General features: G+C 68.4%; 21 protein-coding genes. 7 read left to right on the plus strand and 14 right to left on the minus strand.

Features of this window, described 5'->3' with window-relative positions; genetic code table 11:
• The 6 genes from typA to A5622_RS11650 all read right to left on the minus strand — a co-directional run.
• Window positions 1-1,723: translational GTPase TypA (gene typA, locus A5622_RS11625; protein WP_066878614.1), on the minus strand; the 1,723-nt coding region annotated here is incomplete at its 3' end.
• A 162-nt stretch (window positions 1,724-1,885) separates the two neighbouring features.
• Window positions 1,886-2,617 carry a respiratory nitrate reductase subunit gamma gene (gene narI, locus A5622_RS11630; RefSeq protein ID WP_066868677.1) on the minus strand — a complete coding sequence of 244 codons (732 nt, stop codon included), beginning with the start codon at window positions 2,615-2,617 and terminating at the stop codon, window positions 1,886-1,888.
• Window positions 2,610-3,278 carry a nitrate reductase molybdenum cofactor assembly chaperone gene (gene narJ / locus A5622_RS11635; protein ID WP_066878616.1) on the minus strand — a complete coding sequence of 223 codons (669 nt, stop codon included), beginning with the start codon at window positions 3,276-3,278 and terminating at the stop codon, window positions 2,610-2,612. Before narJ ends, narI begins: the two co-directional genes overlap by 8 nt.
• Entirely contained in the window at window positions 3,275-4,903 is a 1,629-nt protein-coding gene (gene narH, locus A5622_RS11640) for a nitrate reductase subunit beta (protein ID WP_066878618.1), read from the minus strand. The genes narJ and narH overlap by 4 nt, the downstream gene beginning before the upstream one ends.
• A 1-nt stretch (window position 4,904) precedes the next feature.
• Window positions 4,905-8,612 (minus strand): nitrate reductase subunit alpha, encoded by a 3,708-nt coding sequence (locus A5622_RS11645; RefSeq protein ID WP_066878620.1) that lies wholly within the window; start codon window positions 8,610-8,612, stop codon window positions 4,905-4,907.
• Between the two features lie 460 nt (window positions 8,613-9,072).
• Window positions 9,073-9,465 (minus strand): (deoxy)nucleoside triphosphate pyrophosphohydrolase, encoded by a 393-nt coding sequence (locus A5622_RS11650; RefSeq protein WP_066878622.1) that lies wholly within the window; start codon window positions 9,463-9,465, stop codon window positions 9,073-9,075.
• A 288-nt stretch (window positions 9,466-9,753) separates the two neighbouring features.
• On the opposite strand from A5622_RS11650, the gene A5622_RS11655 reads away from it, so the two are divergent.
• Window positions 9,754-10,530: a DivIVA domain-containing protein gene (locus tag A5622_RS11655; RefSeq protein WP_066878624.1), complete on the plus strand. Its 777-nt coding sequence runs from the start codon at window positions 9,754-9,756 to the stop codon at window positions 10,528-10,530.
• A 68-nt stretch (window positions 10,531-10,598) separates the two neighbouring features.
• Window positions 10,599-10,883: a 4a-hydroxytetrahydrobiopterin dehydratase gene (locus A5622_RS11660; RefSeq protein ID WP_066868689.1), complete on the plus strand. Its 285-nt coding sequence runs from the start codon at window positions 10,599-10,601 to the stop codon at window positions 10,881-10,883.
• Here A5622_RS11660 and A5622_RS11665 read toward each other — a convergent pair.
• Window positions 10,880-12,256, minus strand: a complete 1,377-nt coding sequence (locus A5622_RS11665; RefSeq protein WP_066878665.1) for a mannosyltransferase — start codon at window positions 12,254-12,256, stop codon at window positions 10,880-10,882. The two genes, A5622_RS11660 and A5622_RS11665, sit on opposite strands and share 4 nt — an antisense overlap.
• 130 nt (window positions 12,257-12,386) lie before the next feature.
• Here A5622_RS11665 and A5622_RS11670 point away from each other — a divergent pair, with 130 nt between their 5' ends.
• Window positions 12,387-13,139 carry a hypothetical protein gene (locus A5622_RS11670; RefSeq protein WP_066878626.1) on the plus strand — a complete coding sequence of 251 codons (753 nt, stop codon included), beginning with the start codon at window positions 12,387-12,389 and terminating at the stop codon, window positions 13,137-13,139.
• A 46-nt stretch (window positions 13,140-13,185) separates the two neighbouring features.
• Window positions 13,186-14,313, plus strand: coding sequence for a hypothetical protein (locus A5622_RS11675; RefSeq protein WP_066878628.1), 1,128 nt, complete (start codon window positions 13,186-13,188; stop codon window positions 14,311-14,313).
• 63 nt (window positions 14,314-14,376) lie between these two features.
• On the opposite strand, the gene A5622_RS11680 is transcribed toward A5622_RS11675, so the two are convergent.
• Both A5622_RS11680 and A5622_RS11685 read right to left on the minus strand, forming a co-directional pair.
• A complete protein-coding gene (locus tag A5622_RS11680; RefSeq protein WP_003875447.1) occupies window positions 14,377-14,523 on the minus strand; it encodes a hypothetical protein in 147 nt (48 codons plus the stop codon).
• A 28-nt stretch (window positions 14,524-14,551) separates the two neighbouring features.
• Window positions 14,552-15,133, minus strand: coding sequence for an HhH-GPD-type base excision DNA repair protein (locus tag A5622_RS11685; RefSeq protein WP_066878629.1), 582 nt, complete (start codon window positions 15,131-15,133; stop codon window positions 14,552-14,554).
• 92 nt (window positions 15,134-15,225) lie between these two features.
• Here A5622_RS11685 and A5622_RS11690 point away from each other — a divergent pair, with 92 nt between their 5' ends.
• On the plus strand, window positions 15,226-15,759 hold the full coding sequence (locus tag A5622_RS11690; protein ID WP_066868697.1) for a nuclear transport factor 2 family protein: 534 nt from the start codon (window positions 15,226-15,228) through the stop codon (window positions 15,757-15,759).
• Between the two features lie 38 nt (window positions 15,760-15,797).
• Here A5622_RS11690 and A5622_RS11695 read toward each other — a convergent pair whose 3' ends face one another.
• Both A5622_RS11695 and A5622_RS11700 read right to left on the minus strand, forming a co-directional pair.
• Window positions 15,798-16,019 (minus strand): DUF5302 domain-containing protein, encoded by a 222-nt coding sequence (locus tag A5622_RS11695; protein ID WP_066868699.1) that lies wholly within the window; start codon window positions 16,017-16,019, stop codon window positions 15,798-15,800.
• Between the two features lie 49 nt (window positions 16,020-16,068).
• A complete protein-coding gene (locus A5622_RS11700) occupies window positions 16,069-16,512 on the minus strand; it encodes a PPOX class F420-dependent oxidoreductase (RefSeq protein ID WP_066868701.1) in 444 nt (147 codons plus the stop codon).
• 74 nt (window positions 16,513-16,586) lie between these two features.
• On the opposite strand from A5622_RS11700, the gene A5622_RS11705 reads away from it, so the two are divergent.
• Complete coding sequence (locus A5622_RS11705) at window positions 16,587-17,108, plus strand: DUF1697 domain-containing protein (protein ID WP_066878631.1); 522 nt, start codon at window positions 16,587-16,589, stop codon at window positions 17,106-17,108.
• Between the two features lie 47 nt (window positions 17,109-17,155).
• On the opposite strand, the gene A5622_RS11710 is transcribed toward A5622_RS11705, so the two are convergent.
• Entirely contained in the window at window positions 17,156-17,521 is a 366-nt protein-coding gene (locus A5622_RS11710; protein ID WP_066868705.1) for a GntR family transcriptional regulator, read from the minus strand.
• Window positions 17,522-17,558: 37 nt separating this feature from the next.
• On the opposite strand from A5622_RS11710, the gene A5622_RS11715 reads away from it, so the two are divergent.
• Window positions 17,559-18,272 (plus strand): NAD-dependent deacylase, encoded by a 714-nt coding sequence (locus tag A5622_RS11715; RefSeq protein WP_066878633.1) that lies wholly within the window; start codon window positions 17,559-17,561, stop codon window positions 18,270-18,272.
• Between the two features lie 13 nt (window positions 18,273-18,285).
• Here the strand turns inward: A5622_RS11715 and A5622_RS11720 are convergent, their stop codons facing one another.
• Complete coding sequence (locus A5622_RS11720; protein ID WP_066878635.1) at window positions 18,286-18,915, minus strand: class I SAM-dependent methyltransferase; 630 nt, start codon at window positions 18,913-18,915, stop codon at window positions 18,286-18,288.
• A gap of 65 nt (window positions 18,916-18,980) precedes the next feature.
• Window positions 18,981-21,326 carry an MMPL family transporter gene (locus A5622_RS11725; RefSeq protein ID WP_066878637.1) on the minus strand — a complete coding sequence of 782 codons (2,346 nt, stop codon included), beginning with the start codon at window positions 21,324-21,326 and terminating at the stop codon, window positions 18,981-18,983.
• Window positions 21,327-21,416: the final 90 nt, after the last annotated feature.

Here is a 21,416-nt window from a genome sequence, read left to right on the forward strand (position 1 = left end):
TGACATCGGCGGTCGACGACCGCATGTTGGTCAGCTTCTTCTCGCGGGTGACGTTGATGTCGAGATCCTCTGCGCGCGGGTTGATCCCGACGACCATGCCCTCGTAGGTGTCCTGGCCCGGCTCGACGAAGAACTGGCCGCGGTCGGCGAGCTGGATCATGGCGAACGGGGTGATGGTGCCCGCGCGGTCGGAGACCAGCGAGCCGGTGTGGCGGGCGCGGATCTCCCCCGCCCACGGCCGGTAGCCGTCGAACACCGCATTGGCGATTCCGGTGCCGCGGGTCAGCGTGAGGAAGTCGGTGCGGAACCCGATCAGGCCGCGGCTGGGGACGATGAAGTCCATCCGGACCCAGCCCGCCGCGTGGTTGGTCATCTCTTCCATGCGCCCCTTGCGGGCGGCCATCAGCTGGGTGATGGCGCCGACGAATTCCTCAGGGCAGTCGATGGTCATCGCCTCGAAGGGCTCGTGCAGCTTGCCGTCGATCGTCTGGGTGACGACCTGGGGCTTGCCGACGGTGAGCTCGAAGCCCTCGCGGCGCATCTGCTCGACGAGCACCGCCAGCGCGAGCTCGCCGCGGCCCTGCACCTCCCAGGCGTCGGGCCGGTCGATGTCGACGACCTTGATCGAGACGTTGCCGACGAGCTCGGCGTCCAGGCGCGACTTCACCATGCGCGCGGTCAGCTTGTGCCCCTTCACCTTGCCGGCCAGCGGCGAGGTGTTGGTGCCGATGGTCACCGAGATGGCGGGCTCGTCGACGGTGATGCGCGGCAGCGCGTGCGCGTGGTCCGGATCGGCCAGCGTGTCACCGATCATGATCTCCGGAATGCCCGCGACCGCGACGATGTCCCCCGCGATGGCCTCGTCGGTGGGGGTACGTTCCACGCCCTCGGTCACCAGCAGTTCGGTGATCTTGGCGTTCGTGATGACGGGATGGCCGTCCACCTCGCGCATCCAGGCGACCTGCTGGCCCTTGCGGATCCGGCCCTTGTAGATGCGGATCAGCGCGAGCCGGCCGAGGAAGGCCGAGGCGTCGAGGTTGGTGACCAGCGCCTGCAGCGGCGCCTCGGGATCGCCCTGCGGCGGCGGGATGTGCTCGAGCAGGACGTCGAACAGCGGATCGAGGTTGTCGCCCTCGGGGTTTTCGCCGTTGGCCGGCTCGGTGGTGCTGGCGATGCCCGCCCGGCCGGAGGCGTACAGCGTCGGCAGGTCCAGGGCGTGCTCGGCCGCCTTCTGCGCTTCCTCGTCGAGGTCGGAGGCCACGTCGAGCAGCAGGTCGTGGCTCTCCGAGACGACCTCGGAGATCCGGGCGTCCGGCCGGTCCGTCTTGTTGACGACCAGGATCACCGGAAGGTGGGCGGCCAGGGCCTTGCGCAGCACGAACCGGGTCTGTGGCAGCGGCCCCTCCGAGGCGTCGACCAGCAGCAACACCCCGTCGACCATCGACAGGCCGCGCTCCACCTCGCCGCCGAAGTCGGCGTGGCCGGGCGTGTCGATGACGTTGATGACGGTCGTCGTTCCGTCCGCATTCTTGCGATGCACGGCCGTGTTCTTGGCCAGGATCGTGATGCCTTTTTCCTTCTCCAGGTCCCCGGAGTCCATCAGGCGCTCGACGGCGTCGTCCCCGCGGTGGTGCAGCGCGCCCGACTGCCGCAGCATCGCGTCGACCAGGGTGGTCTTTCCGTGGTCGACGTGGGCGACGATGGCGACGTTGCGAAATAGCACGTCGGTGATTGTGGCAGCGGGGGGCCTTTCAAAGCGAACTGGCCAGCGAACCGGCTGGTAGCCGGGCGCCGTTCGGTGACCGACGGCTTGGGTGTGCGGTGGCGGCGGGCCGGGTCGGCGTGTCGTCGCCCTGGCCGCACAATCGACGCGCGGGGCGAACCCTTACCAGCCCCGCCGGCGCGGCGCCGTGCCGACGAGTTGACCCTTACCCGCCGCCTCGCGGCTGCGGTAGACGATGTAGGGCCGGAACAGGTAGACGACCGGGGCGCTGAACACGTGCACCAGCCGGGTGAACGGCCACAGCGTGAACAACACCATGCCGATCAGGGCGTGCAACTGGTAGTCCAGCGGCGCGTTGACCATCACCTCGCCGTGCGGTTGCAGGATCCAGATCCGGCGGAACCACAACCCGACCGTGTAGCGGTAGTGGAATTCCCCGCCGTGCGGGCCGGTGCCGATCAGGTCGCAGTACAGGCCCACCACGATCGCCAGCACCAGCACCGTGTACATCACCTTGTCGCTGCGGCTGGTGGCCATGGAGACCGCCGGGCGGGTGAACCGCCGGTAGATCAGCAACCCGATGCCGACGAGCGTCGCGACGCCGGCCATCGACCCGGCGATGACCGCCTGCAGGTGATAGAAGTGGTCGCTCATCTTCATCATCTGGGTGACCTTCGGCGGAATGAACAGGCCCATCACGTGTCCGGCGAACACCGCCAGGATGCCGAAATGAAAGATGGGGCTGGCGATGCTGAGCAGTCGCGACTCGTAGATCTGCGACGACCGCGAGGTCCAGCCGAATTTGTCATACCGGTAGCGCCACCAGGTGCCCACGATCAGCACCGACAGCGTGACGTAGGGCGCGATGTCCCAGAACAGGACGTTGCTAAACACTTGGCGATCCTTTGCGGGGTGGCACGGTCAAGGTAAACGGTTGCAGGCCAACGGCTTCCGCCGGCGGCCCGGCTTGGGCCAGGCGCTCGGCGCGGCGCACTTCCTGATCGGTCGCGTCGGGCAGGGTCGCGCAGACCGCCGCCACCGTCGGTTCGTAGGGCGACTCGGCGTCGGCCAGGGCGCCGCGCAGCACGTCGATCGGCACGCGGTGCCGGCTCAGCAGTCGCCGCCCGGCGTCGGGATCGACGGTGGCGGCGAATTCGAGCACCACGGCCAGATGATCGGGCGCCTCACCGCCCGGCGGCTGTACCCCCGCCTCGCGGTAGGCGGTGGCGAACGCCAGCATCTCCCGGCCGCGGTTGCGGGTATCCCCCGCGGTCCAGTAGGTCAGGTACATGGTGGCGCGCCGGCGCATGTCGAACGTCGCGACGTAGTCCATCGCCGCGGTCATCGACTCGACCGCGCGCAGCGCCGCGACCGTCCGCCCCAACAGCGCCGCCGGCGGACCGCTGACATGGCTCAGCAGCTCCTCGACGGTGTCCAGGCGCCCGGCCAACCCGTCGTCGGGGTAGGCCAGCAGCAGGGAGGCCGCCTGCCACACCAGGCGATCCTGCATCGCCCGAGTGGTGGAACGCTCGCGCAGCGCCGAAAGCAGCTTCATCGCTGCCGCCCTTCGGGGAACATGCCGGCGGGCACCTGGCCGCCGTCCCAGTTGAGCAGGTTCACCCGCGTCGACCGCCGTCCGTTGCCGGGGTCTTGTTCAGGAGAGCCGCGCTGCTTGAGGGTGTGGAAGGTCTCCACGGACACCGGCACCGGATCGGACTCGTACATGCCCGGCCCGCCGTCGCCGGTCAACGAGCAGCCCGCCATCTCCTCGAGATCGCGGGCCTGCGGCGCGAACGCGGTCGGAATCACATAGCGCTCTTCGTATTTCGCGATGGCCAGCAGCCGGTACATCTCGTAGATCTCTTCTTCGGTCAGGCCGACCGAATGCGGGATGTGCGGTTGGGTCTCGCGCCCGAGGTTGATGTCGCGCATATAGGAGCGCATCGCCGCCAGCCGGCGCAACACGCCTTCGACCACGGCGGTGTCGCCGGCGGTGAACAGTTCGGCCAGGTACTGCATCGGGATGCGCAGCGCGTCCAGCGCACCGAACAGGTTGCCGAGGTCTTCCCCGTCGTGGCCGTCGCGGCTGACCGCGTCGACCACCGGCGAGAGCGGCGGGATGTACCAAACCATCGGCATGGTCCGGTATTCCGGGTGCAGCGGCAGCGCCACCTTGTAGGTGTGGATCAGCGCGTACACCGGGGAACGCTGGGCGGCCTCGATCCACTCGTCCGGGATCCCCTCGGCGCGCGCACCGGCGATGACGTCCGGGTCATGCGGGTCGAGCAGGATCTCGCACTGCGCCGGATAGAGATCGGTGTCCTTTTCCACCGACGCGGCTTCCAGCACCCGGTCGACGTCATAGAGGACCACGCCCAGGTAGCGCAGCCGCCCCACACAGGTCTCCGAGCAGATGGTCGGCAGCCCGACCTCCATCCGCGGGTAACACAGCGTGCACTTCTCGGCCTTGCCCGTCTTGTGGTTGAAATAGACCTTCTTGTAAGGACATCCGGACACACACATCCGCCAGCCGCGACATCGGTCCTGGTCGACCAGCACGATGCCGTCCTCGCTGCGCTTGTACATCGCACCCGAGGGGCACGACGCCACGCAGGACGGGTTGAGGCAGTGCTCGCAGATCCGGGGCAGGTAGAACATGAAGGTTTCTTCGAGCGAGAGCTTGACCTCTTCGCTGACCTTTTTCAGGATCGGGTCCCCGGCCAGGATCTCCGGCGACCCGGCCAGGTTGTCGTCCCAGTTCGGTCCCCACGAAACCTTCATCGGCTCACCGCTGATCAGGCTTCGGGGCGCCGCCGTCGGGAAGGTGTCACCCGCCGGGGCGGTGGTCAGGTTCTCGTAGTCGTAGGTCCAGGGCTCGTAGTAGTCGCCGATGACCGGCAGCTTCGGATTGGCGAAGATGCGCAGCAGTTTTTGCAGCCGCCCGCCGTCACGTAGCCGCAGCCGGCCCTTCTTGTCGCGAATCCAGCCGCCGCGCCAGCGCTCCTGGTCCTCGTAGGTGCGCGGATAGCCTTGTCCGGGACGGGTTTCGACGTTGTTGAACCACACGTACTCGGTGCCGGATCGGTTGGTCCACGCCTGCTTGCACGTCACCGAACAGGTGTGACAGCCGATGCACTTGTCGAGGTTCATCACCATCGCCAACTGGGCCATGACCTTCATGTCAGTACACCACCTCTTGGCTACGACGACGGACGATCGTGACCTCGTCGCGCTGGTTGCCGGTCGGACCCAGGTAGTTGAACGCGAACGCGTGCTGTCCGTAACCGCCGGCCAGGTGGCTGGGCTTGATGCGGACCCGGGTCAGCGCGTTGTGGTTGCCGCCGCGCTTGTTGTTGGTCTCGGAGCGCGGGGTGTCCACCGTGCGCTCCTGGACGTGGTAGACGTACACCACGCCGTCGGGCATCCGGTGCGAGACGATTGCCCGGCACACGTAGATGCCGTTGACGTTCACCGCCTCGACCCAATCGTTGTCGCGCACATTGATTTTCGCCGCATCGCCGGGGCTCATCCACATCGTCGGGCCACCGCGGGACAACGAGAGCATGTAGAGGTTGTCCTGATAGGTGGAGTGGAACGACCACTTCGAGTGCGGGGTCAGGTAGCGCACCGTGAGCCCGATGCCGCCGTTGCCGTCCGGCGTCGGGCCCAGCTCTGGCTGGCCGAACAGGCGCGCCATGTCCAGCGGCGGGCGGAACACCGGCAGGTGCTCGCCGAGTTCCTCGACCCAGTCGTGGGCCAGATAGAAGTGCATCCGCCCGGTCAGGGTGTGGAACGGCTTGAGGTTTTCGATGTTGATGGTGAACGGCGCGTAGCGACGCCCACCCGTTTCGCTGCCCGACCATTCCGGGCTGGTGACCACCGGAACGGGCCGGGCCTGGGTATCGGCGTAGCTGATGCGCTTGTCCTCGCTGCCCTCGGCCAGATGCACCAGCCGCTGACCGGTGCGCTTCTCCAGTTCGTGGAAGCCCTCGACCGCCAGCCGCCCGTTGGTCGTGCCGGACAGCAGCAGCAGCACGTCGGCCATCCGCGACGCGGTGGTGACGGCCGGACGACCCGCTGCCACACCGGAATTGAGCACACCGAACTTGGCGGCCAGCTCTTCGACCTCACGGAACGGATGCACCGTGACGCCCTTGGTGGTCAGGCCGAACTTGTCCACCAGCGGACCCAGGGTCCGCCACTTGTCGTAGATGGCGCCGTAGTCGCGCTCCACCACGGTGAGCTTGCCCATCGTCCGGCCCGGCACCGGCGTCGCACCCGAGTGCAGCCAATCGCATTCGGTGCCATCGGGATAGGCCATCGCGTCCGGGGTGTCGTGCTGCAGCGCGCTGAGCACCACGTCGGTGCGGGTGCCCAGATGGTCCTTGGCCATCGCACTGAAGGCGCGCGCGATCGCACCGAAAGCGTCGAAGTCCGAACGGGTTTCCCACGGCGGATCGGTCGCGGCGCTGAACGCATGCACGTAGGGGTGCATGTCCGTGCTGGAGATGTCGGCCTTCTCGTACCAGGTGGCCGCCGGCAGCACGATGTCGGACACCAGCGTCGTCGAGGTCATCCGGAAGTCGATCGACATCATCAGGTCGAGCTTGCCCTCGGGAATGTCGCCCTCACACGTCACGCCGGTGGGCCGCACGCCGTCCTCCGGCGGCAGCGCCGAGGCGTTGGAATCGGTGCCCAGCAGATGGCGCAGGAAGTATTCGCCGCCCTTGCCCGACGAGCCGATCAGGTTGGCCCGCCAAACCGTAAGCACCCGTGGCCAATTCACCGGGTTGTCGGGATCGGTCACGGCGAGCTTGAGCTTGCGCTGGCCCAATTGTTCGGCGACATAGTCGGCGACGTCGCGATCGGTGGCGCGCGCCTCGTCCGCGACATCCAGGCTGGACCGGTCGAACTGGGGGTAATACGGGCTCCACCCCATCGCCACCGCGGACGCCAGCAAGTCCATGGTGTGCTTGCCCGCGAACCTGCCCCGCCCCACCGGGCTGGCCAGCTTGTCCGCGCCGTATCCGTCGTAGCGCCACTGGTCGGTGTGTGCGTACCAGTAGGAGGCGCCGGGCACCTGCCGCGGCGGCCGCACCCAGTCGGTCGCCATCGCCATCGTCTGGAATCCGGTGAGTGGGCGCACCTTTTCCTGGCCGACGTAGTGGGCCCAGCCGCCGCCGTTGCGGCCCATCGACCCGGTCAGCATCAGCAGCGCCAGCACCGCGCGGTAGATCGCGTCGCTGTGGAACCAGTGACAGATGCCGCCACCCATGATGATCATGGAGCGGCCGCCGGATTCTTCGGCGCTGTGCGCGAATTCCCTTGCCACCCGGATGGCCTGGGCGGCCGACACGCCGGTGATCGCCTCCTGCCACGCCGGGGTGTTCTGCTGGGTGGCGTCGTCGTAGCCGGTGGGCCATTCGCCGGGCAGGCCGGGGCGTGCCACCCCATACTGGGCGAGCATCAGGTCGAAGACGGTGCACACCAGGTGCTTGCCGATCCGGCGCACCGGGACACCGCGCGCCACCGTGGTGCCCTCGCCGTCGACCGTGTCGAAGCTGGGCAGGTGAACGAGCGCGGTGTCGTCATCGCCGTTGCGCCCGTTAGCGTCTCGCACGCTGAGCGCCGGCGTCAGGTCGCCCAGATCGAGGTTCCATTTTCCGACACCCGACTCGCCGTACCGGAATCCCAGCGAGCCGTGCGGCACGACGACCGAATCGGTGATCTGGTCGAGCACCGCGGGCTTGAGCGCGGCGTTCTCGACTGCCTCCCCGAGATCGGCCGCCGTGAGGTTCTTTCCCGGCACCAGCATGTCGCCGCGCTCTTCGAGCTTGATCAGGAACGGCAGGTCGGTGTAGCGCCGGGAATAGTCGGTGAAGAACGGAACCTGCTTTTGCACATAGCATTCCGAGAGGATGACGTGGCCCATCGCCATGGCCAGCGCACCGTCGGTGCCGGCCGCACAGGGCATCCACTCGTCGGCGAACTTGGTGTTGTCGGCGTAATCCGGGCTCACGGTCACCACCTTGGTGCCGCGGTAGCGCGCCTCGGCCATCCAGTGCGCATCGGGCGTGCGGGTGATCGGGACGTTGGAGCCCCACATCATCAAATACGCTGCGTCCCACCAGTCCCCGGATTCGGGAACGTCGGTCTGGTCGCCGAAGACCTGCGGCGAGGCGACCGGCAGGTCGGCGTACCAGTCGTAGAACGACGTCATGGGCGCGCCGATCAGCTCGAAGAACCGCGAGCCCGCGGTGTAGGACACCATCGACATCGCCGGAATCGGAGAGAATCCGGCGACCCGATCCGGTCCATAGGTCTTGATGGTGTGCACGTGGGCGGCGGCGATCAGCTCGGTGGCCTCGGCCCAGGTGACCCGAACCAGCCCGCCCTTCCCGCGGGCCCGCTGGTAGCGACGACGTCGTTCGGGATCGGCCTGGATGTCGGCCCAGGCCAGCACCGGGTCGCCCAGGCGCGCCTTGGCCTCGCGGTACATCTGGATCAGCACGCCGCGGGCGTAGGGGTAGCGCACCCGGGTGGGCGAGTAGCTGTACCACGAGAACGACGCGCCACGGGGACAGCCGCGCGGCTCGTACTCGGGCCGGTCCGGGCCCACCGACGGGTAGTCGGTCTGCTGGGTCTCCCAGGTGATGATCCCGTCCTTGACGTAGATCTTCCACGAGCACGATCCGGTGCAGTTCACCCCGTGCGTCGAGCGAACCACCTTGTCGTGGCTCCACCGGTCGCGGTAGAACACGTCGGCTTCACGACCGCCCTCCCGGGTGATCGTGCGCAGGTCGGCCGAGATCTCGCCGGGGGTGAAGAACCTTCCGCTGCGCTCCAGGAGTTCCTCGAGCACTCCGCCGATGTGAGGTGTGACAGTCAAGAAGTACTCCTCCGATTCGGTAGCGTCGCGCCTCGTCGCCGGGCCGTGCGTTCGACCCCAGGTGCGTCGTGTTTGGCAGTCAGCCCACGGATCCGCCCGCCCGCACCAGCTCGGATCGGCTCAGCGCTCGGCATGGCGGGCCCGCGGGCTGGGCGGCGATACAGCACCGGCATAGGTCTGGGTCGGGGGTGAAATCCGGTTCGCCGCGCGCGGGCGATCGTTCGAAAAAGGCGTCATGAGCAGTGGTTTTCGGGCAGCGCAATGCCGGCCGTCGGAGCACCGGGGCCGCGACCGCACGGTCTGAACAAGCATTCGGCTCGCTATCGGCACGCACATCCAGGGCAGCTTCGTGTGGCGTCGTTATTACAAGTCATATTGTTCTATTCAGTTCACTGCGAGGACCTGCCACGCGGCTGTACATAAGCTGCCGGAACTCTGTGGACCTGTTATGAGGTAGCTCCTAGAGAGCTGCGTTCAGGTCCGCCAGCCAGCCGCGATCGGCCGGCACCCAGTCCAGATCGTGCAGCTCAGCGGCGGTGATCCAGCGCACCGCCCGATGGTCGCGCGCGTCGGGTTCGCCCCGGACCAGGCGCACGCGGTAGGCGCGCAGCGTGAGCCCGCCGTCGACCACGATGTCGTCGCCGAGCCGGCCGCCCACCGCGACGTCGCGCACCCCAAGACCCAATTCCTCGGCCAACTCGCGGGCCAGCGCGTCGCGCTCCGTTTCGCCGGGCCCGACCTTGCCGCCGGGCAGCTCCCAACGGCCGGCCAGCTCCGGCGGACGGACGCGTTGTGCCACCAAGACCTTGGCGTCGCGGATGAGGGCACCGGCGACGACGATCTGGGTCGGCATGGCCAGTCACGGTATACGGCGCCCGTTGTGACGCGCCCACCGCTCGGGACCGCCGTTGGGATCCGGACGGGTTCGGGACCGCATGCGATGGCGGACGCCGTGCCACCCTCGCGGCAACGGCCATGCGGCCTCGGCGGCAAAATGGCGCGGGGACAGCCATTCGGGCCGACAACGCCGTCGAATTCCCTTGGGACACAACGGCTCTCTTACGGTTTGGGCGCAGCCGTGGAATACTCGACCCTAGTCGGTCACGACCACTACAGGCACTTCCAATGAGGGGAGTTGGCAATGATCACCGCACCCACCAAGTCGTTCACTCGAATCTTTCGGGGCTATGACCCGGCTCTGGTCGACCCCTACATCGAGGCGCTGCTCGCCAAGGAGAAGTTGCTGATCGACGAAGTCCTGAACCTGCGGTCCCAACGAGACGAATCCAGCAACGAAGCGGCCGCGCTGCGGATCGAGGTTGCCTGCCTCAAGGATGAGGTCGCCGCCCTGTCGGACACGTCACCGACGCCCTACGCGATGCAACATCGGATGGCGAAGCTGCTGCGGCGCGCCCTCGACGAGGTCTCCCGGATGCAGGCCGAGGCCCGCGCCGAGGCGGATGCCCTGCTCGCGGATGCGGCGGGCGAGGTCGAGGCCGCGCGCCAAGAACATCGAGAGTTGTTGGAGCACATGGCCGCGCAGCGAAAAGCGCTCGAAGCCGAATGCGAGGAGACCAGGAAAAAGCTCGACGCCGACCTCGCCGGGATGCGGGCCGAAGCCCAGTCGTTGATCGACGAGGCGTGGCAGCAAGCCCAGCAGGAACGTGAGCAGCTGCTCGCCGACGCAAAGCGGAAAGCTCACGAATTCGACGAGCGAGCGCATCGGGCGATGGACGAGGCGAATCAGCAACGGATCATGATTCTGGAAGAATTGATGGGCGTAGCCCGCGACCTCCAGGGGGTTCCCGCCAGCCTGGAGTCCGCCTACCAGCAACGACAGAGCCTGCCGGCGGCGGGCGTCGTGGTGGCGCTGGACCAGAAGAACCAAGCACCGGGCACTCCCGCCGTAGCCTCGTAGGCGACCACCTTCGCGGGGAGGTCAAGCCGCCCCTCGATCAACCCGCTATCCGAGAGGACGAGTCCCCTATGGCCGTGTTAACGGACGAGCAAGTGGACGCCGCGCTGCCCGAACTGGATGGATGGGAGCGGGCCGACGGCGCCCTGCGCCGCTCGATCAAATTTCCGAGTTTCCTGGCCGGCATCGACGCCGTCCGCCGGGTGGGCGAGCACGCCGAGAGCAAGGACCATCACCCGGACATCGACATTCGTTGGCGGACAGTCACTTTCGCGCTTGTCACGCACTCCGAGGGCGGCATCACCCAAAACGACATCGACATGGCCCGCGACATCAACGGCATCGTCGACAGCTAGTCAATGCGGCCCTCGCCTGCGTCGGCGCTCACGCCGGCCGGACGCGCGCCGTCGGCCGTCTCACCGGCGTGACGCTCGGCGCGGTCCCCGCGGCGCGGCGCGCGGGTGGTCGCGATCCAGATCAGCGTCGCCACCGCGCCGACGATGTAGATCAACCCGGCCCAGGCCAGATACCACGGGCGGCTTATCTGCCAGATCGTCGGTTGGGCGAAACTCAGCAACCAGGGGACGCCGACCACCGTGAGGGCCAGCCAGCCCCAGCCCACGATGCGCGCTCCCGGTTGCTCGCGCACCGGGCCGTGGATCGCCCAGATCATCAGGGGCACCAGCCACACCCAGTGATGGGTCCAGGAGATCGGTGAGAGCAGCAGCCCGAACAGCTCGACCACCAAGAGCCTGCCCAGCCGATCGGCGGGATCCAGGGCGCGCCAGGCCAGGACGGCCAGCACCGCGGTGACGGCAAGGGCGGCCACCAGCAGCGGGCCGAATCCCACGTCGTGGCCCAGGATCCGCGAAATGCCCCCGCGCCAGGACTGATTGAACGACGTCGCGATGGGACCCACCCGGTGGGCGTCGCCCAGCAGGTCGGTGAAGTAGTAGCGCGTCTGATCGCCGACGACCAGGACCGAAATCCCAATGGTCGCAACGAAAACGACCGCCGAGAACACCGCGGCACCCCACCGGCGCGCGCCGACCAGATAGACGCCGGAGATCGCGGGGGTCAACTTGATTCCGGCCGCCACGCCGACCAACGACCCCGACAGCCACCACCGCGTGCTGCACACCGCCCACAGCACCGCGGTCATCAGCAGCACGTTGACCTGTCCGTAGTCGAACGTGCTGCGCAGCGGCTCGATCCAGATGGCGACCGCCGTCCACAACATCGCGACACGCCGGCCGGTGGCGCCGGCGGCCACGCCGATCAGGCGCTGGCTGAGCCGGATCGCGCCGTACAGCGCCGCCATGGTGGCGATCTGCCACAGGAAGGCGACCAGGCCGAACGGCAACAGGTGTAGCGGGTAGAAGACGACGGCCGCGAACGGCGGGTAGGTGAACGGCAGCGGGAAGTCCGGCGTCTGGTCGGCGTAGACGTAGCTGTACAGGCTGCCGGGGTGGTCGATGGCGGCGGATCCGCCGAGGTACACGTGCAGGTCGACGAAGTTCGCGCCGTTGGGGGCCAGGTACGTCCAGGCCAGCCGCGCGGCGATGCTCGCGATGAGCAGCATTGGCGCGGCCGCGGCAAGCAGACTTGCCAACCGCTGCGGATGGGGTGCCGCCGGAGCGGCCGAGGTGGTGTCTATCCGCCCGACTTTAGCGAGCACGACGGGCGGCGCGGCGCCGTCGGGCCGCACATCACCCCTAGGAGCGCGCATTCCGCGCATTCGGTCACCGGTCTCACTCGTATCCGTAACGAGTTCATAAATGCCACACGTGTCACTTGAGTCCCATCTGCATCAAAGTAACTTCAGCGCCGAACCTGTAATCGATCAATCAGGGAGAGTCATGCCAACCATCTGGACTTACATGCGTGCAGCCGCCGTCGTGGTCGGTTCGTCCGCAGCGCTATTGACGGGCGGTATCGCCCACGCCGATCCGGTGCCGGCCCCGGCCGTGCCGAACATTCCGCAGCAGCTGATCAGTTCTGCGGCCAACGCACCGCAAATCCTGCAGAACCTCGCGACCGCACTCGGCGCCACGCCGCCGGCGGCTCCGGCCACCCCGGGTATCAGCTTCCCGGGTGTCCCGGCGGCCACCCCGCCGGCGGCGCCGGCGGCTCCGGCGGCGGGTCTTCCGTCGATTCCCGGACTGACCTCGCCGACCAGCCCCGCCGCCCAGGTGCCTTCACCGGCGGCCAACCCCTTCCTTCCGGGGCTGGCGCAGTCGGCGACGCCCGCCGCGCCGTCTTCGGCGACCGGTGGCATTCCGGGAATGATCCAGGGCCTGACGGGTGCGCAGCCGGCGGCTGCGGGTCCCGCCGCTCCGGCCGCCCCGTCGATCCCGGGCCTCCCGACGATCCCGGGTCTGTCGGCACCCGCGGCACCGGCCACTCCGCCGGCTCCGCAGCTTCCGCAGGCGCAGGTCAACATGCCGGCGATGCCGGCCGGCCTGCCGGTCAGCGTGCCTCCGAAAGTGACGCTCCCGCAGGACCTGCCGGCGCTCGCCTCGGGACAGGCCCCGGCCGCACCCGCGGCACCGGCGGCACCGGCGGCCAGCCCCGCCGGACCGGCGGCGCCGCTGCTGGCCGCCCTGCCCTGATCAGTTCCGTAACCGGCTAAACCACTACTGACAACCGGAGGACACCGTGGCAACCACTTGGAATCTGTCCAAAGGTTTGGCCGCTGTCGTCACGGCATCGGCTGTCGCGTTCGGGCTCTGCCCGAGCGCGACAGCCGACCCGGCGGCGCCGCAGCCGATACCGCAACCGAATGCGGCCCAAGGGCTGCCGGGTCTGCCTGCCCTGTCGCAGCTGAGCCCCCTCATCCAACAAGCGGCCACCGACCCTCAGCAGGCGACACAGCTGCTGATGGCCGCGGCACAAGCCTTCGCCCACAACCCGAGCACGCCCAACGAGTCGAAAAACGTTGCGGCGGCGGTCAATCAATTCGTCGCCGAACCGAGCGCGCCGGTGCAACACGTGCCCGCGGCGGGGGTAGAGCCCGGTCTGCAGGCTCACCTGCCGGCCGGCATCGACCCGGCGCACGCGGCCGGCCCAGTCCCCGAGGCGGCACCCGCCGCACCGGCACCCGCCGCGGCTCCGGCGCCCGCGCCGGCACCCGCGGCCGCTCCCGCACCCGAGGCGCACCTGCCGGCCGGCATCGACCCGGCCCATGCGGCCGGTCCCGCGCCGGCGGCGGCACCCGCCGCACCCGCGCCCGCCCAACCGGCCAACGTGCCCGTCGCGGCACCCATCCCGGCGCCACCGGCCCCGGCCGCACCGGAAGCCGCCCCGGCGCCGGCACCGGCGCCCGCGCCCGCACCGGACGCCGCTCCCGCGGCGGCGGCTCCGGGGTTCGGCGCTGACACGCCGCCCACGCAGGACTTCATGTACCCGTCCATCGGCACCAACTGCCTGGCGGACGGCACGAGCGCCATCGCGACCGCGCTGTCGGTCGCGGGGCCGGCCAAGATTCCGCTCCCCGGCCCCGGGCCCGGCCAGACCGCCTACGTGTTCACCGCGGTCGGCACCCCCGGACCGGCCGAGGTGCAGAAGCTGCCGCTGAACGTCACCTGGGTGAACCTGACCACCGGCAAGTCGGGGACCGTCGCACTCAAGCCGCGTCCGGATATCAACCCGGAGGGGCCGACGACGCTGAGCGCGATCGCCGACACCGGTTCGGGCAGCATCATGTCGACGATCTTCGGGCAGGTCACCACCAAGGAAAAGCAGTGCCAGTTCATGCCCACGATCGGCTCGACGGTGGTGCCGTAGCAGACCACACCGCCGCACCGCCTTGAACGCGCGTGTCCCGACCGGGGGGCACGCGCGTTCTCGTCAGTACGCCATGAACAGGATGGCGTCGCGGTCGTACTCGAGGCCAGGATGAACGCTGGCGAGGTGCGCCTGGGTCAACTCGACCAGTTCGTCCTCGTCCTTGCCGACGATGGCTTCGCCGCACGGACACGTTATGTGTGTCTTCACGTTGTCGCCCTTCCCTTCTGTGGACCTGCTACTTCGCCGCTTTGGCTGCCGCTTTCATTTGCTTTTTGTACGCGCGCACTTTTCCCATCGACTTTGCATCGACGATATCGGCGACGGAGATGTGCGAACCCGCCCGGCCGAAGTCCCCCGCCGCGGCGCGCCAGCCCTTCGGCGTCACGCCGTACTGCTTGCCCAGCAGGGCCAAGAAGATCTTGGCCTTCACGTCCCCGAATCCCGGCAACCCCTTGATCCGCCGCAGCAGCTCGCTCCCGTCGGGGTCACCGGCCGTCCACAATCCGGCCGCGTCGCCGTCGTAGTGGTCCACGATGATCTGGGCCAGCGCCTGGATGCGCTTGGCCATCGACCCCGGAAAGCGGTGTATCGCAGGGGTTTGCGAGCACAACGCGGCGAACTTGTCCGGGTCGTAGTCCGCGATTTCGGCGGCCGAAAGGTCCGGGAAGCTGCCCATCCGCTCGGCGATCTTCTTCGGTCCGGCGAACGCCGTCTCGAAGGGAACCTGCTGATCCAGAACCATCCCGATGAGCAACGCCAACGGGCTCTCGTCCAGCAACCTGTCGGCCTCGGGATCCTGAGCGAGGCAGAGATTCACCGTCAACGATCTTCCTTTCGCGCAGGCACCCTGGGACCGCGGACGCTATTGGTCGCAAGATTACTCACCGCCGATCACCGCGTTATCGTGGCGTGGTGGTGGATGAGGCCAAGTTGGCACTGATGCTGGCCCGCGACGAACTGCATCAACTCGTCACCGCTTATTGCCGAGCCGTCGACCGCGCCGACTACGCCGCCCTTCGCGGCCTGTATCACCCCGACGCGACGGACTCGCACGGCTCGTTTTCCGACGGCGGCGTCGAGCAGTTCATCGCGCAACTGCAAGCGGCCGAACCGTATGTGCTTGTCTCGCAACACAACATCACCACGACGAACTTCGTGGTGGACGGCGACACGGCCCGCGGCGAGATCTACTGCCTGGTGTTCCACACCTTCGCCGGCCCCGAACGCAACATCGACGTCATCATCGGCGGACGGTACCTGGACAGCTACGCCAGGCACGAGGGCCGTTGGAAGTTCAGTCAACGCACCATCGTGGCGGATTGGGCCTACCAGAACGACCCGTCCCAAGTGAACTTCGCCCACCCGAGCACCCGGGGAAGCCTGCGCGGCCAACCCGGCCAAGCCGACCCGTCGGTCGGCCTGTTCACCGCGCCCCAAGGCTGAACCCGGCAACGGAAACCGGCCGCCGCGGCACGGGGTCGTCAGCCGCTCTTGCGGCGAAATTCCCGGCGGTTGCCCACGGCGCCGTGCGCGCGCGTTTGCTTGCCGGCGCCGTCCTTGTGATCGGAGCCGCTCGCGGATTTCGCCATCTTGCGGTCCAGGGCTTCACGGAATTTGCGCTTGGTGTCGTCGTCCGACCCGGGCGATCCGGCCCCCGACGACTCCGACGGCTTTGAACCTTGCGGGGCATTCGATGCGGCCATAGGGGGAGCCTAGCCCGGGCGTGCCGAAATGGTTGAGTGGGCGGCGCGGCTAGCGCATGCCCGGCGGCATGCCATAGACATGCGAGATCGGCAGCGTCAGCAACACCCGCCGGTCGGTGACCATGGCTTGCCGGTATTCGTCCCAGTCCGGGTGCTCACCGGCGATGTTGCGGTACAACGCAATCAGCGCCTCCACGGTGTCGTCGTCGGGTGCGGCCGCCGGCGGCGTCAACTCGGCGGTGCCCTCGGCGACGGCATACGACCAGCCGTCGTCGGCGTCGACCAGGATCGAGGCCCGTGGGTCCCGACGCAGGTTGCGGGTCTTGGCGCGTGGCTCGGTGATCGACACCTGGATCACCACGTTGCGCGGGTCGAAGTGATAGCTCACGTTCGACAGCTGCGGCCGCCCGTCGCGCTTGATGGTGGCCAGTACCCCGAGGGAGTGTCCACTGATCAAGGCCAGCAATTTGTCGTCGAAGACTTGGCGTCCCATGACGAAAGCCTACGTCGCAGCGGGACGGGCGGCCCGGGATTATCGTTGCGCGGCCGACCTGGTGGAATCGGGGCATGACCAAGTACGCGGCGTTCCTGCGTGGCGTCAACGTCGGGGGTGTCAACCTCAAGATGGCCGAGGTGGCGGCGGCTCTGACCGACGCCGGGTTCACCCAGGTCCGGACCATCCTGGCCACCGGCAACGTGCTGCTGGAGTCGACCGCCGGGGTGGCGTCGGTGCGCAAGAAGGCCGAGGCCGCGTTGCGGGACCGGTTCGGCTACGACGCGTGGGTGCTGGCCTATGACATCGACACGGTGCGCGCCCTGGTCGACGCCTATCCGTTCGAGCGCGAGGTCGACGGCTACCAGTCCTACGTCACGTTCGTCGCCGATAAGACAATGCTCGACGAGCTCGCCGCGCTGGCCGAGAAGGCGGGTCCCGACGAGAAGATCCGCCGCGGTGACGGCGTGATCTATTGGCAGGTCCCCAAGGGCGCCACGCTGGACAGCACCATCGGCAAGACGATGGGTAAGCCGCGGTACAAGTCGTCGACCACGACACGCAACCTGCGCACGCTGGACAAGGTGTTGCGCTGAGACGCTGAGGCTAAGCGCCTGTGGGCCAAGGTCTTTCGACGCCCTCCTTACTCGTCGGGCACCGCTTCGATGTAGCGCACCGCGTCGGCTTTGTCCAACCCCAGTCCGCGTGCGACGCGGACGTATTCGCGGGCCGCGGCCGCCATCGCGGCGTCGGTCGGGTCGTAGCGCGCGATGAAAGTGCCGAAGCGGCCCCGGGTTTCGATGATGGCGGAGGTTTCCAGCTCGCGGTAGGCGCGCGCCACGGTGTTGACGGCGACGCCGAGCTGGCCGGCCAGATCGCGCACCGTGGGCAGGCGCGTGCCGGGCGGCAACGCGCCCTCCCGAACTCCCTCGATGACCTGCGTGCGCAGCTGGTCGAACAACGGCTTTCCCGCCTTCATGTCGACCTTCAACCAGTCACCGAGCTCCACCCGTTCAGTATCCCCCACCCCCGGCTATCTTGGTGGGATGCGAGTAGCGGTGCTCAGCGGCGCGGGAATCTCCGCGGAGAGCGGTGTGCCGACCTTTCGCGATGACCAGAACGGATTGTGGGCCCGCTTCGACCCTTACGAGCTGTCCAGCACGCAGGGCTGGCGCGACAATCCGCAGCGGGTATGGGGCTGGTATCTGTGGCGCCACTATCTGGTCGCCGATGTCCAACCGAACGCGGGTCATCGAGCCATCGCCGCCTGGCAGGACGACGCCCAGGTCAGCGTCATCACCCAGAACGTCGACGACCTGCACGAGCGCGCGGGCAGCCGGTCGGTGCATCACCTACACGGCAGTCTGTTCGAATTCCGTTGCGCGAGTTGCGGTATGGCCTACTCCGGGGCGCTGCCCGCGATGACCGAACCGGCGCTGGAGGTGGAACCCCCGGTGTGCCGCTGCGGCGGCCTGATCAGACCCGACATCGTGTGGTTCGGCGAACAGTTGCCCGACGAGCCGTGGCGGCGCGCGGTGGAGGCGACCGAGGCCGCCGACGTGATGGTGGTGGTCGGCACCTCGGCGATCGTGTATCCGGCGGCCGGGCTGGCCGAGTTGGCGCTGTCGCGCGGCACCGCCGTCATCGAGGTCAATCCCGAGGTCACTCCGCTGTCGGGCAGCGTGACGATCAGCATGCGCGAGACGGCCAGCCAGGCGCTGCCCGGGTTGTTGCAGCGGCTACCGGCCCTGTTGAACTGATCGGGCCGGCCGGTCAGGGGCGGCGCGCGCGGCCGAGCAGTAACTCCGAGACCGGCATCGGCGCCCAGGCCGGCAACGTGAACTCCCGCCGCGACGTGTCGACTTCGAAGCCCGCCTCGACGATCGAGCGCTCGGTGTCCCGATGGGTGTGGCAGTTGCCGAACAGCCGCGGCCACACCGTCGCATCGACGAAACGCTGAAAGCGGCCCCGCGCACCGGCACTGGCGATGTGCTCCAGATAGCGCAGCTCCCCGCCCGGCCGCAACAGCGAAAACAGCCTCCGCAGAACGCTTTCGGGATCGCGGACCGAGCACAACACCAGCGAGCACACCACCGCGTCGAACGGCTCGGCGCCGCTGAACGCCTCGACCGTCTCGCCGGTGACGATGACGCGGAGGGGAACGGCCTGCGCCGCGGCGCGGGCCTGCGCGGCCAGCCGCGGTTCGGGTTCCACCGCGATCACCTCGTCGACCGAGTCCGGGTAGTGCGGAAAGTTGGTGCCGATGCCCGCGCCGACTTCGAGGACGCGACCCGACAGGCCGGCCAGATTCTCCCGACGCATCGCCCGGATCGCCTCGGCTTCATGGGTGGCGACGACCGGCCAGACCCGCGCGAAGAAGGGGTTGTCGACCACCGTTGTCATACCGTTGTGAACCTTCCGACTCGCTTGCGCCCCACAATAGGTTCCCCACGACCCGACGGTCGGCGTTAACCGATATTGGGTACCGGCTCGGCAACCACCGGCGCCGGGAGCTCGACGCGATCCGGCACCGGCCCGAGATGATCCCCGGGTTCGGCGGCCGCTCCCTCGCTGATGCCGAACCGGTCGTGCAGCCACGCTAGGGGCCTGGGCGCCCACCAATTCCACCGGCCCATCACGTGCATGAAGGCCGGCACGACCACCATCCGCACCAGGGTGGCGTCGGCGAACACCGCGAGCGTCAGGCCGAGGCCGAACATCCGCATGAACGAGACGTGCGCCGCGATCAGGGCGGCGAAGGACATCGACATCACCAACGCGGCCGCGGTGATCACCCGGCCGGTGCGGGCGACGCCGAGCGCCACGCTTTCGTCGTTGGCGGCGTGGGCCTGTTTCGCGGTCGGCCTCGCCGGCCGGGCGGCGCCGGACGCCAGCCAGTATTCGCGGATCCGGGAGAGCAGGAAGACCTCGTAGTCCATGGACAGCCCGAAGGCGATGCAGAACAGCAGCACCGGCATGTTGGCCACCAGCGTCCCGCTGGGCGTGGTGCCGAGCGCGCCGAGATGGCCGTCCTGGAAGATCCACACCAGCGCGCCGAACGCCGCCGTCAACGACAGGAAGTTGCAGGCCAGCGCCTTGGCCGGCAGCAGCACGCTGCCGGTGAGCAGGAACAGCAACACAAAGGTGATCGCCGCCATCAGCCCGAGCACCAGCGGCAGCCGGTCGGTCACGGCGTCGACGCTGTCACGGTTGACCTGTGCCACCCCGCCCATCTCGACGGATCGGCCCCCGGGTCGGGGCACCTCGTGCAGCCGCCGGAGCTGGGCGTCGTTCGCCGTCGAGAACAGCGGCGCGGTGCTGCTGACGGTCAGAAAGGCGCTGCCGCCGGCCAGCCCGGTGGGCCCGGCCGGCGGTCCCACCCGGTTGCCCGCGGCGAAGGTGCCGCCGGGGGCGGACACCGACGACACGTCGGCGACCCGGGACAGGGCGGCGGCGTAGGAGTCGAGGTCCGTGGGGTTCAGGCCGATGGCGTCGGGGATGACGACGGGCACCGACGTCGCCGAGTCGTGCGCGAAGTCGTTGCGCAGCCGATCACCGACCTGATGCGCCGACGCCGACCGCGGCAGCACCCGGTCATCGGGGAAACCCCAGGTCACACGCAAGAACGGGTATCCGAGCAGCAACAGCAGCGCGACGACGGTCAGCCCGATCGGGGCCCAGCGGCGCATCACGAACTTGGTGGACCGGTACCAGAACAGTTGCTCGACGGGCTTGTGCACCGGTTCCGGGCTCTTCTTCTTAAGCAGCGTTCGCCGCAAGAACCGGCGCACGTCGAACGCGTCCAGTCGCGGACCCAACAGCACGATCGCGGCCGGGGTGAGCACGATCGAGGCGGCCGCGACGAAGGCGACGGTGGCCACGCCGGCGTAGGCGAACGACTTGAGGAAGTACATCGGGAACGCCACCGTCGCCGACATCGACAACGCCACGGTGACCGCGGAGAACAGCACGGTGCGCCCGGAGGTGGCCATGGTCCGGATGAGCGCTTGCTCCCGGTCGTGGCCCTCGGCCAATTCGTCGCGGTAGCGGCTGACGATCAGCAGGGTGTAGTCGATCGCCAGGGCCAGGCCAAGGGCGGTGCTCAGGTTGAGGGCGAAGATCGACACTTCGGTGTTGAAGGTGATGAGGCGCAGCACCGACATCGAACCGACGACGGCCAACGCGCCCAGCGCCATCGGTAACGCCGCGGCCAGCAGCCCGCCGAACACCCAGATCAGCACCAGGAAGCTCAGCGGCAGCGCGATCATCTCCATGACCAGCAGGTCGGCCTGGTTCTGCGTGTTGATCTGCGCGTACTGCATCGCCGCGCCGCCGGCGCGGACGGTGACGCCGTCGCGGTCGTGGATGTATTGGTCGGCCAGGGTCTGGGCGTTGCTCTGCGCGTAGTTCTCGCCGCCTTTGAGGTTGACGACGACGAGCCCGGACTTGCCGTCGCGGCTCATCAGGTCGGCCGCGGCCTGGGGCGGGGCGGTCCACGGCGAGGAGACGTTGTAGACCAGCGGGGACCGTTGCAGCTGGTCGACGAGGTCGGTGCCCACCTTGCGGGCCTGCTCGCTATCGCTGCCGCCCGGGGCGGTCACCAGGATCAGCACCTGCTGGCCGCTCTGGCCGAATTTGTCGCTCAACACGCCGATGGCGTGGGCCGACTCGGAGTCGGGGTCCTGGAAACCGCCCGGCGACAGGCTCTTGGCGACGGGGACGCCGAAGATCGCGGCGGCGATGAAGACCAGGACGCCGATCGCGAGGATGCGGCGGGGCGCCCTGATGGCGACTCGGGCGATCTTCTGCAGCATTTCGAGCCCTTCCGCTGCCGGTGCCCCGTTGCGCTGGCCGCTGGCTTACCGGCGACAACGTAACAAACGCTAATTTCCACGCGTCAAACA

The organism is Mycobacterium sp. 1245801.1, assembly GCF_001673055.1.
Lineage (GTDB): Bacteria > Actinomycetota > Actinomycetes > Mycobacteriales > Mycobacteriaceae > Mycobacterium > Mycobacterium europaeum_A.